General features: G+C 45.4%; 10 protein-coding genes. All 10 read right to left on the reverse strand.

The window, feature by feature from the left end; genetic code table 11:
* Positions 1-123 precede the first annotated feature (123 nt).
* On the reverse strand, positions 124-1,251 hold the full coding sequence (gene alr, locus IE103_RS11085; protein WP_229827229.1) for an alanine racemase: 1,128 nt from the start codon (positions 1,249-1,251) through the stop codon (positions 124-126).
* A gap of 377 nt (positions 1,252-1,628) precedes the next feature.
* Positions 1,629-2,696, reverse strand: a complete 1,068-nt coding sequence (gene ruvB / locus IE103_RS11090; protein WP_189346167.1) for a Holliday junction branch migration DNA helicase RuvB — start codon at positions 2,694-2,696, stop codon at positions 1,629-1,631.
* A gap of 16 nt (positions 2,697-2,712) precedes the next feature.
* Entirely contained in the window at positions 2,713-3,294 is a 582-nt protein-coding gene (gene ruvA, locus IE103_RS11095; protein ID WP_189346168.1) for a Holliday junction branch migration protein RuvA, read from the reverse strand.
* A 743-nt stretch (positions 3,295-4,037) separates the two neighbouring features.
* Complete coding sequence (locus IE103_RS18425) at positions 4,038-4,559, reverse strand: hypothetical protein (protein WP_229827230.1); 522 nt, start codon at positions 4,557-4,559, stop codon at positions 4,038-4,040.
* 28 nt (positions 4,560-4,587) lie between these two features.
* The gene (ruvC, locus tag IE103_RS11100) at positions 4,588-5,130 is read right to left on the reverse strand and encodes a crossover junction endodeoxyribonuclease RuvC (RefSeq protein WP_189346169.1); all 543 of its coding nucleotides are present in this window, start codon (positions 5,128-5,130) and stop codon (positions 4,588-4,590) included.
* Between the two features lie 239 nt (positions 5,131-5,369).
* The gene (gene purH / locus IE103_RS11105; protein WP_189346170.1) at positions 5,370-6,935 is read right to left on the reverse strand and encodes a bifunctional phosphoribosylaminoimidazolecarboxamide formyltransferase/IMP cyclohydrolase; all 1,566 of its coding nucleotides are present in this window, start codon (positions 6,933-6,935) and stop codon (positions 5,370-5,372) included.
* A gap of 30 nt (positions 6,936-6,965) precedes the next feature.
* Complete coding sequence (locus IE103_RS11110; protein ID WP_186892113.1) at positions 6,966-7,199, reverse strand: helix-turn-helix domain-containing protein; 234 nt, start codon at positions 7,197-7,199, stop codon at positions 6,966-6,968.
* A 115-nt stretch (positions 7,200-7,314) separates the two neighbouring features.
* A complete protein-coding gene (dusB, locus tag IE103_RS11115) occupies positions 7,315-8,349 on the reverse strand; it encodes a tRNA dihydrouridine synthase DusB (RefSeq protein WP_189346171.1) in 1,035 nt (344 codons plus the stop codon).
* Between the two features lie 216 nt (positions 8,350-8,565).
* On the reverse strand, positions 8,566-9,102 hold the full coding sequence (locus IE103_RS11120) for a TlpA family protein disulfide reductase (protein ID WP_189346362.1): 537 nt from the start codon (positions 9,100-9,102) through the stop codon (positions 8,566-8,568).
* A gap of 131 nt (positions 9,103-9,233) precedes the next feature.
* The gene (locus IE103_RS11125) at positions 9,234-11,567 is read right to left on the reverse strand and encodes an EAL domain-containing protein (RefSeq protein ID WP_373295237.1); all 2,334 of its coding nucleotides are present in this window, start codon (positions 11,565-11,567) and stop codon (positions 9,234-9,236) included.
* Positions 11,568-11,700: the final 133 nt, after the last annotated feature.

Raw genomic sequence — 11,700 nt, forward strand, 5'->3', positions numbered from 1 at the left:
TAAAATATCTGAATGCTTTAATACGAAAAATTCTTTTTTACCGCGGGGGCGCAGAGTACGCTGAGTGTATTTCTTACAGAACCTCTGCGTTCTCTGCGCCTCTGCGGTTCCAATCCGAACTATTTAATCAACATAATGACGTTGATAGCGCGGGCCTAAACTGGTCAAGATTTCATAACCGATGGTGCCAGCGCGTTTCGCAACCTGATCCACCGTGTTATTTGGGCAAATCAGATCTACCAATGCGCCCGGATATAAAAGTTGTGGATCGACATGACTCACGTTCAAGGTGATCGTATCCATCGACACATTACCGACCATAGGCACTTCCACGCCAGCGATATGTGCCACACCACAATTACTCAAACTACGTAACCAACCGTCAGCATAACCAACTGACACCGTTGCGATTTTAGATGGTTGTGTTGCGCGCCACGTTTTGCTGTAACCGACGCTGGCACCCATAGGAATTTCGCGCGTCTGAATAATTCGACCTTGCAGCTGCACCACTGAATGCATAGGACTAGCCTGCCCAGCAACAGGTGCAACACCATACAAAGCCGCGCCCGGACGAGCCAAATCAAAATGGAAATCAGTGCCCAAGAAAATGCCTGAAGAATTAGAAAAGCTCGCTTTTAAAGCGGGATAATGTTGACGCAACTGCGCCAATAAATGTTGAAAGCTCTTCAACTGCATTTGATTCATAGGATCAAGTTGATCTTCTGCGCAGGCCAAATGACTCATCGCGTAACGCACGTCAATCCCATCGGTAATACTAAAATCATTTAGCCAAGTAATGAGTTCCGCTTGCGACAAACCCATGCGCGCCATGCCGGTATCAATCTGTATCACAGCAGGCAATCTTTCTTGCCTTTCCTGCGCGAGCTTGCGCCATGCAGTAATTTGGTCGAGGCTATTTAACACTGGCGTACAGCCATATTCAATAAACTCCGCTTCGTAACCCACTGGAGAGCCATGCATGACATAAATCGCCACATCACGTGGAATATGGGCACGCAAACTAATCGCCTCTTCCAGCTGCGCCACAAATAGATGGCGACAACCTTCATCCACCAAAGCTTTAGACACAGGAATCGCGCCTAAGCCATAAGCATCGGCTTTCACTGCAGCGCCACAGGCCGCTTTGCCTAAGCGCCCTTGCAAATAACGGTAATTCGCACGAAGCGCGCGTAAATCTATTGTCAGTAGCGCCCCAGCGCGTCCCGCCTCTTGCAGCATACTTTGCAGCATAGCAACCTCAAAAAATCATCAACTGCATTGAAATAGCAATTGCCATGCCAAGTTCTTCAGGCGATACACACCGAGCAAAATCAATGACTTAGCAATATACGCGGGAATTCTAACAGAATAGACTGTATCGAAATAAATACAAGAAGAAATTTTTCGTATCGATAAGCTTCGACACGCATAGGGAAAATAAAGAGAATCCGTAATCCGTACCGTTTTTAATACAGAGTATGGATTTTAATACAGTCAAAAGCCATTCAAATTAGTAAATCTAAGCGAAGGAAATCTTTAGCTAGATGCTGTCGGCTATATGCAAAAAGAAAATTACATAAAAAAGAAACAACAATAAACATCAAATCATACAAAACAAAGTAGTCGAACTACGCTCCCCACAAATCGCCATTCGGATTCATGCGCGGTGCAGTCAAACCAAAATGCTCATAAGCACTGGCAGTGGCGATACGCCCACGTGGCGTACGTTGCAAATAACCTTGTTGAATTAAATATGGCTCTAACACGTCCTCGATGGTGTCGCGCTCTTCGCCGATGGCGGCGGCGACATTATCTAAACCGACTGGACCACCGCCAAATTTAAACAAAATCGCTTCCAGCAGTTTTCTGTCCATCAAATCAAAACCAACCGCATCGACATCCAGCATTTTTAGAGCAGCATCGGCCATAGCTTTGGTAATTTCGCCATTACCTTTGACTTGCGCATAGTCACGTACGCGGCGTAGCAAGCGATTAGCAATCCGCGGCGTGCCGCGCGCACGCTTGGCAATTTCAAATGCACCATCATCTTTGATCGGCACTTCAAGTAAGGACGCCGAACGGGTCACGATACGACTTAATTCTTCCGAAGTATAAAACTCCAATCGTGCCACGATCCCAAAGCGATCTCGCAAAGGATTGGTTAACATCCCAGCGCGCGTAGTCGCACCCACCAAAGTAAAAGGTTGCAAATCAAGTTTGACTGAACGCGCTGCAGGCCCTTCACCGATCATAATGTCGATTTGGTAGTCTTCTAAAGCAGGATATAAAATTTCTTCCACTACAGGCGACAAGCGATGGATTTCGTCAATGAACAGCACATCATTCGCTTCTAAGTTCGTCAACAAAGCAGCCAAATCACCCGCGCGCTCCAACACGGGGCCAGATGTTTGACGCAAATTCACGCCCATCTCGCGCGCGATAATATGTGCCAAGGTAGTCTTACCCAAACCGGGTGGACCGAATAACAAAGTGTGATCAAGTGCTTCTTTTCGCTGACGCGCAGCACCGATAAAAATCTCTAGCTGATCGCGGATTTTTTCTTGACCTACATATTCATCAAGTTGCTTAGGGCGCAAAGCGCGCTCAATCGCCTCTTCATTGGGAGAGGACGGCGTTGCCGCGATAATGCGCGTATCAACAAGTTGCGAGGTGAGATTGTCAGTTTGTATGCTCATATGGTTCTACTTGTATTTAGCTCTTCGACAAAGCTTTCAAAGCAGCCTTGATGCCATCCGAAACACCTGATCCTGCTGGCACCAATTTCAATGCGGCCAAGGCTTCTTTATCAGAATAACCTAGCGCCAATAAGGCATTCAAAATATCCGAGCTATGATCGCCCGCAGCGGCAGCCACACCGGCAGCACCCAGATCCGCACCCAGCTTACCTTTAAGTTCTAACAACAAACGCTCTGCGGTCTTTTTACCTATCCCCGGGACTCGCGTTAAGCGCCCAGCTTCTTGCAACGTTATGGCCTGCGACAAATCTGCCACCGACATCCCCGACAAAATGGATAAAGCGGTACGCGCACCGACGCCACTGATTTTAATTAGCTGTTTGAAAGTCGCCCGCTCTTCAGCGGTACCAAAACCAAACAACACATGTGCATCTTCACGAATTGCTAAATGTGTCAACAAAGCCACCTTCTCGCCAATTGCCGGCAGATTATAAAAAGTGCTCATAGGGACGTCGATTTCATAGCCAACGCCTTGGCAATCAACTAGGATTTGCGGTGGATTCTTTTCGATCAGGGTTCCGGCGATGCGACCTATCATGCTGGGCTTTCGTACTGTATAAATAAACAGTGATAGTAAACTATTCTTGAAGTCTTGTGGTGGCGATGTTTTTGTTGAGTTGTTGAATTGTTGATTTCAACTCTTACCACTGATTAGCTCAACTGAACGTTTGCTGGTCGGGTGTGGCCCGACAGCCAATTACCTTTTTTGCTTCGCCAAAAAAGGTAATCCAAAAAAGGCGACCGTAGACTCGCCCCTGCGGGGTGCTTACGCTTCGCTTCAGCATAATTTGTGCGTCACAAAAAATGGGAAAGTGTTGAAACTCGCCTTTGGCTCAAACAACAACACTTTCTTATCCATTTTCTGTGACGCACAAATTACATCGTCTCAAACGGGGGTAGGTCAAAGTCAAAAACAACGACCTACAACTGATGTTAGAAAAATATACGACCGTTGGTTCTGATTGTTTTGAAGTTGCCGTTGCTTTTGACTTTGTTTTTTGACCTTTACCCACTTCTGACACTGCCACTTGTGCAAGACAGAAAATGGATAAAGAAAGCTTCGTTGTTTGAGCGTAGCGAGTTTCGAAGCTTTCCCATTTTTTGTCTTGCACAAGTGGGAAGCCGAAGGCCAGTGGCAGCGTGGTCGCCTTTCTTTGCTTGCTTACTTTCTTTGGCGAAGCAAAGAAAGTGAGTGGCTGTCGAGCCACACCCGACCTGCGAACGAAAAAATAACCCAGAAGTTAATATGACAGCGGCTCCATGCCCAAAGAGAATACAAAGTCATCTAACAAAAACCACAATGTATTTATTTGAAAAGAAGTCGTACCAGTTGGACTTAATATTTCGCGCCTCTGCCATTCGCGTTTGATCAAATCCCGAAATTGCCTTTAGTCTGTCCAACAATCCAGTTCGCAATAAATCTCTTTCAAACACGACCACTGTAGAACTAGCAGAGTGAATCCTTAACATAATATCTCGCTCACCCGTCTCCGGTGATTCAAAACTGCTTGCCTCAATCAAGTAAATATCCTGAAATCGTACTATCTCTCGAAGCCTAAACGTATTAGCGAATTCAAAGCCATCGTCGATTATTCGTATACCTCTCATGGATCGTTCGGGGAAAACAATTACAAACAAAAACAACAAACCGGTGATCAGAAAAAAAATACCCCCAACCGACAGATATAAATAAGTTGAGCCAAAAAAAGAAAAAGCTGAAAAAGCAACTGACAAACAAAAGTAAAAATATGCGTCTCTACGGGCAATTACAGGTTCAATTGTAGAACGTACTTTCCAATTCATCCGAGCCACCTCTTTTGATTAAACAAACTCACCCAATCAACCTACCCGCCCTAACCCGCAAACCCTTCTTAGCCAACTCAGGCGCAATCGCACCAAGCGTCTTCAAAGTATCCCCACTATGCGCATGACAAATCGCCACGCCCAGCGCATCGGCAGCATCACTACTAGGCGTTCCAGATAAAGACAACAAGCGCTGCACCATGTCTTGCACTTGTTCTTTTTTAGCTTTGCCATGACCAACCACGCCTTGCTTTACTTGCAGCGCGGTGTATTCAGCAACAATGAGTTCAGCTTGCACCAAAGCACAGATCGCGGCGCCACGTGCTTGCCCGAGCAAAAGTGTAGATTGAGGATTGACGTTAACGAATACCTTTTCAATTGCGGCGCAATCGGGTTGGTAGGTTTGGATGATTTCGGTAACACCCGAGAGAATAGTTTTCAAACGCTCAGGCAAAGTGCCTTCGACTGTTTTGATGGTACCTGAGGCGATGTAAGTGAGCTTACTGCCTTGCTTATAGATGACACCGAAACCTGTGGTGCGCAAACCGGGATCGATGCCGAGGATTTTCATTTGTGCTTGCTTCTGATGAATGATCGTTAGCAAATTATACGCAGAACTTGGGTTTTCACGTATGAGTTCTTCCCACAGAATAATCGCCTTAGGCTAGGGCAAAAAATAAGCTAACAATAATGCGCTTGGAATTCGAGTATCGAGATGCAGTTCAAGGCGCAAAACACAGCAATACGTCGGTATTGCGAGTATTTGCAACGCTGAAATGCGCCCGAGAATTTGATTATGGGCGCATTCTTTTAATGACGGAAGTGACGCACGCCGGTGTACAACATCACCACACCACGCTCATCCGCAGCATCGATCACTTCTTGATCACGCATAGAACCGCCTGGATGAATTACACAGGTTGCGCCTGCATCGACGACGACATCAAGACCATCACGGAACGGGAAGAATGCGTCAGACGCGACTGCTGAACCTTGCAGCGTTAAACCCGCATTTTGCGCTTTAATCGAAGCGATACGTGCGGAATCGATACGGCTCATTTGACCTGCGCCCACACCTAAAGTCATGCCGTTACCGCAGAACACAATCGCGTTGGATTTGACGTATTTAGCGACACGCCATGCGAACATCATGTCGGCCATTTGTTGCGGTGTCGGTTGCAATTTGCTGACGACGCGTACATCAGCAGGCAAGACGTTTTTCGCATCTGGCGCTTGCACTAACAAGCCACCGCCAACACGTTTAACGTCGTATTGATTCACGCCAGCGCCCAATGGGATTTCTAGCAAACGTACATTTTGCTTCGCAGCGAAAATTTGTTTTGCTTCCGCTGTAAATGAAGGAGCGATCAAAACTTCCACGAATTGTTTTGCGACTGCTTCTGCTGCTGCGCCATCACATACGGTGTTAAACGCAATAATGCCGCCAAACGCGGAAGTTGGATCTGTTTGCAATGCTTTGCTATAGGCTTCCAATGCAGTCGCGCCGATGGCTACGCCACATGGATTCGCATGCTTGACGATCACGCACGCGCCTGTGTCGAAAGACTTGACGCATTCCCATGCTGCATCCGCATCAGCGATGTTGTTGTAAGACAGTTCCTTGCCTTGCAATTGCACATAGTTCGCCAATGCACCTGCGACTGGCGCCAGATCACGGTAGAAAGAAGCAGATTGATGTGGGTTTTCACCGTAACGCATTTCTTGCACTTTTTCGAAATGCATATTCAAAGTTTGTGGATACGCACTGCGTGTTGTATGCGCTTTATCTTCACCCAAACTGGTCAAATAATTGGTGATCGCGCCATCGTATTGTGCGGTGTGTGCAAATACTTTTTTCGCCAACATAAACTTAGTGTCATACGACACCACATTATTACCTGCCTTCATTTCCGCTAAGACTGTTGAGTAATCACTAGGATCGCAAATTACGACTACGTCTTTATGATTTTTCGCAGATGAGCGCAACATGGTTGGGCCGCCGATATCAATATTCTCAATCGCGTCTTCCAGAGAACATTCTGCTTTTGCCACAGTAGCTTGGAATGGATAGAGATTGACGACCACCATATCTATCGTTGGAATACCGTGCTTTTCCAAGGCCGCTTGGTGTTCAGGAAAGTCACGACGTGCCAAAATGCCGCCGTGTACTTTTGGATGCAAAGTCTTGACACGACCATCGAGCATCTCTGGAAAACCTGTGTAATCAGCGACTTCAGTCACTGGCAAACCATTGTCAGCCAAGAGTTTTGCTGTACCACCTGTGGACAACAGTTTGACGCCCATGGCATTGAGTTCACGGGCAAATTCGAGAACACCAGTTTTGTCCGATACGGACAGGAGAGCTTGTTTGATCATGACAAAGAAATTAAAGAGATTGAAATAAAATTAAAGAAGACCGTGTTGCTGCAATTTTTTGCGCAAAGTATTGCGATTAATACCGAGCATGTCTGCAGCCTGAGATTGATTGCTATCGGTGCGTGTCATGACCATTTCTAACATCGGTTTTTCAACCGCCAACACCACCATATCGTAAATATTCGAAGCGGGTTGTTCGCCCAAATCGCGGAAATATTTTTCCAGATTTTTGTGAACTGCTTCTTGAATGCTTTCTTTACTCATACTGAATTTTCTTCTTATTAATGAATTCGACTGACGATAAAACCGCCGTGAATTCAAGGGTTAAACTAAATAAAACTTCCACCAAAATCGTCACAACAAAAGCAATGAGAAAAGCTTAAGCAGCTAAGGCCTGCGCTAATTCATCGTTCGTATTTATCTCGGAGGGGCGGTATTGTAACCGTTCTGTCGGTCGACTATCAAAAAACATGTTGACCGCCGCCAATTGTTCCTCACAAGTTTCCAACTTATTCATTTGCTGGCGAAAGGCTTCGCCATCGACCAAATCTTCCACATACCAACCTATGTGTTTGCGCGCAGTACGCACACCCATAAACTCACCATAAAACGCATAATGCTCGCGCAAATGACGGTCTAACAAAGCTTTAACTTCCGATACTAAAGGCGCTGGTAAATACGTGCCGGTCTTTAAGTAATGATCGATTTCTCTAAAAATCCATGGACGTCCTTGCGCCGCACGACCAATCATGATGGCATCAGCACCCGTCACTTCCAACACGTATTTGGCTTTTTCAGGTGTCGTAATATCACCATTCGCTACTACGGGAATACCGGCTTGTGCCTTCACTGCGGCAATGGTCTCGTATTCCGCATCTCCCTTGTAGCCATCGGCACGCGTGCGTCCATGCAAAGTCAACATCGCAATCCCGGCCGATTCGGCAATACGGGCAATTTGCAAAGCATTCTTGTTCGCTCTATCCCAACCGGTGCGAAATTTCAAAGTCACGGGCACATCGACCGCCGCAACTACCGCATCCAAAATCTCGCCGACGAGTTTTTCATCTTGTAGCAGAGCCGAACCGCACCAGGCATTACAGACTTTTTTGACCGGGCACCCCATATTGATATCGATGATTTGCGCACCTTTATCGACATTGTATTTCGCGCATTCCGCCAACATCTTGGGATCTGCTCCGGCGATCTGCACTGCCTTGGGTTCCATTTCACCTTCGTGATTGGTACGGCGCGTGGACTTTTCGGTTTCCCACAATTTAGGATTTGATGCCGCCATCTCAGATACCGCATATCCCGCACCCAAGTCTTTACACAATTGGCGAAATGGTCTATCCGTAACACCCGCCATGGGCGCGACAAAAATATTATTCTTGAGCTGATAGGAGCCAATGTGCACGATGTAGAACCTTGGGAGAATCGGAGGAATTTCGAGGAAGCGCTATTCTACCTGAAAAGCTGCCTAAATAATTAGCAAAACTGCGCCAAACTGTGGGTTTGGACGAACAATTTTTTTCAATTTAGAGGAGCTTTTCAATAGACTTTCTTGTGATTTGTTGATCCATTATCACAAGAAAAAAACAAAGATGAATCAAATCAACGAGCCGAAATCAAATCAAGACTTCGCGAGTTCTTTTGCAAGTAATTGATTTAATTCGTCAAATGAAGGTTCACCAACATATCGTTTAACAATATTGCCTTGCTTATCAATCACAAAGGTTGTTGGTGTTAATTTGACGTCACCATAAGCCTGAGCAATTTTGCCTTGATGATCGAGTACAACTTGAAATGGCAACTTTCTGGTTTCGGTGAAATTTAAAACGTAGTTTGGCGGATCATAGCTCATCGCTACTGCAAAAAACTCTAGCCCCTGTGAACGATATTTTTCATAACTTGCGATCATCTGCGGCATTTCTTTAATACAGGTCGCGCATGATGTTGCCCAGAAGTTGACCATGTACACTTTGCCTTGCAAAGACTGCTGTGTCAGTGTTTTACCTTGAATGTTGGTGAAATCTAACTTAGGTGCAGCCTGCTTGCTATTAAATGATTGGTAGGCAAATATGGCGACAAGCAACAAGACAATACCGACAACAATACCGAGTTTAAACGCCCCTGCTTGTTTGTTTTGATTGGTTGAAGTTGCGATCATCATAAGTCTCTTAAGCGCGAATAAATAACAAGTAATACCAGCCACCAGCTAATTGAGCCCGAATTATACTTGCGTTCTTCAGCGACGGTTCATTTCTGCTCAATTTCCACGAGCGTCATAAGTAATTTCACTTATGCAGCAGACGGCACTTGATTCGCAATCCAAACATCGGGCGAGGTTGGTCGTGAGTAGAGGAAACCTTGCATTGAATCACAATCATTCTCGATCAAGTAATTTGCTTGTTCGATCGTTTCGACCCCTTCAGCAACCACTTTTAATCCGAATTGTTTTGCCATCGATAAGACTGAAACAACGATCGCCATCCCGTTCGCATCACCAGGAACATCTTGCACAAAACTTTTATCGATTTTTAGTTCATACAAAGGCAAACGTTTTAAGTAATTCAAACTCGAATAGCCAGTACCAAAATCATCAATCGAAAAACGTATTCCTAAATCCGCCAGCATATTCATACGTGAGATCGTTTCAGGCAAATTATCAATGAACAATCCTTCGGTCACCTCAAATATTAAGTATTCACCACTGACCTGATGCTGCTCTAAAATTAAACGCACTTTCTCGACAAAATCCTTTTGCCGAAATTGCTTAGGACTGACATTAATCGATAGCGGAAATTGAAAACCGTTTGCATGCAAACGTTTCAATATAGTGCAAGCTTCGGACAAAACCCAATCACCAATTTTGACAATCAAGCCCGACTCTTCCGCCAAAGGAATAAATAAGGCGGGTGAAACCATGCCGCGTGTCTTACTATTCCAGCGCATTAATAATTCAGCGCCAACCGCTTGCGCATCTTTATTGACTTGCGCCTGCATCACCATCTGTAATTCATTTTGCTCCAAGGCTTTCGCCAGATCGCGTTCAAGTGTCAAACGTTGTTCGACCTCGATTTGCATATTTCCTTCGAAGAAGGCAATTTGATTGCGACCAGCAGATTTAGCTCTGTACATCGCGGTATCTGACTCTCGCAATAGATCATCTGCTTTCTGTCCGGCTTTAGGCATCAAGCTAACACCGATACTGCAACTTGAGCTATACACTTGCCCGTTCAAAATAAAATCCTGAGAAAGCGCATGGCGAACTTTTTCTGCAATAGTTAACGCTAGTTTTCCCGCGACTTCGATATGCGGATCAAGACTGTCGACCAACACAACAAACTCATCACCACCGATACGCGCTACCGTATCGACTTCTCGCAATAATTGATTTAATCGACTTGCCACTTCCACTAACAGCAAATCACCAGTTGCGTGCCCGCGCGCATCGTTGATCGTTTTAAAGTGATCCAAATCGATAAACAAGACTGCGCTGTAGTTACCAGTTCGTTGCGCATTGGCGAGTTGCACGCCCATGCGATCACGTAATAGACGTCGATTCGGAAGACCGGTTAGTACGTCAAAAAATGCCAAACGATAGATATCTAACTCTGCCTTTTTCCGATCTGTAATATCCCGTTCAATCGCCACATAATGCGTGCATTTTCCCTGCTGATCATTAATCGGACGAATATCGACTTCCAACCAAAATTCTTCTTGAGATTTTGTATAGCTAATGATTTCTGAACGAATCGCCTGTCGTGTGCTCATTGCCGAACGAATTCGATGTACTTCGTGAATATCAGAATTGGGGCCGTATAACATTTCCAAATTACGCCCAATTGCCTCTGCGCGACTATAGCCAGTGCTACGCTCGAAGGCCTTGTTCACAAACACTAAATGCGGACCATCTTCTTGCAAATTACTATCAGTAATCATCACCATGTCGTTCAAATTCTCGACCGCTGCTGAAATCAATCGCAATTCTTCGTTCGCCTTCTTCAAGGAATTTTGCTCTTCTTGCAAAGACAAACTAATTTGCAATTGCTTACGTAATGATTCTTCGAGGCGGCGCAATAAAACCGCGCATGAAACCGTGATCACCGAGCTAATAAAGGTGAAATTGAGAGTGATGATAATCCAGCGTAAAAATGGCTTGTCGTGATAACGATCAAACTGCAAATCGATATCAAACGCGTACCCAACTGAAATCAGCGTTACCGCATTTAGAACCAAGACAAAAACAGCGGAGCGCAAACCTAGCAGCAGTGCGGCTAGAACAGGAACCGCCATTAAATATATCTGACTGACTGGGCCAACTTTAAATAGGAAAAAGACCCCGACACCATAAACGATGAATAAAAAATTCCAGCTTTTTGCGCTAAAGCTAAGGAAGTGCCCTCGCCATAAAACAAACAACCAGCTAATTGCCAATACATCGATCAAAACGATGGAATAGAGAGCATCGCGGATCGCCATAATGACACTAGGAATAGCCGTCAGCGTTCCTAGCACCAATGCGACGGAGAGAATGGCGTTGAGCATTTGATCTCGCCAGAATTGGAGATCTCTTGCAGGTAGACGTTGAGCGCGCAAAAAGCGGCGTAAATATGGACGAACAATCTTCAATTATTGCCCCATAGATATAGACTTAACTGCCATACCAGTTGCATCGAACAAGCGTCATCGATTTATCTTTCTTCGATGCGATTCGCGTCAACATTGCATCAACATTAAATAATCACGATGACAAAATCGTAGC

The organism is Affinundibacterium macrobrachii (assembly GCF_014652415.1).
Classification (GTDB): domain Bacteria; phylum Pseudomonadota; class Gammaproteobacteria; order Burkholderiales; family Burkholderiaceae_D; genus Undibacterium; species Undibacterium macrobrachii.

Bases quoted from the DNA above. Each gene is read 5' to 3' on its own strand.
- alr (WP_229827229.1), bottom strand. From the start codon at position 1,251: ATGCTGCAAAGTATGCTGCAAGAGGCGGGACGCGCTGGGGCGCTACTG.
- ruvB (WP_189346167.1), bottom strand. From the start codon at position 2,696: ATGAGCATACAAACTGACAATCTCACCTCGCAACTTGTTGATACGCGC.
- ruvA (WP_189346168.1), bottom strand. From the start codon at position 3,294: ATGATAGGTCGCATCGCCGGAACCCTGATCGAAAAGAATCCACCGCAA.
- IE103_RS18425 (WP_229827230.1), bottom strand. From the start codon at position 4,559: ATGAATTGGAAAGTACGTTCTACAATTGAACCTGTAATTGCCCGTAGA.
- ruvC (WP_189346169.1), bottom strand. From the start codon at position 5,130: ATGAAAATCCTCGGCATCGATCCCGGTTTGCGCACCACAGGTTTCGGT.
- purH (WP_189346170.1), bottom strand. From the start codon at position 6,935: ATGATCAAACAAGCTCTCCTGTCCGTATCGGACAAAACTGGTGTTCTC.
- IE103_RS11110 (WP_186892113.1), bottom strand. From the start codon at position 7,199: ATGAGTAAAGAAAGCATTCAAGAAGCAGTTCACAAAAATCTGGAAAAA.
- IE103_RS11120 (WP_189346362.1), bottom strand. From the start codon at position 9,102: ATGATCGCAACTTCAACCAATCAAAACAAACAAGCAGGGGCGTTTAAA.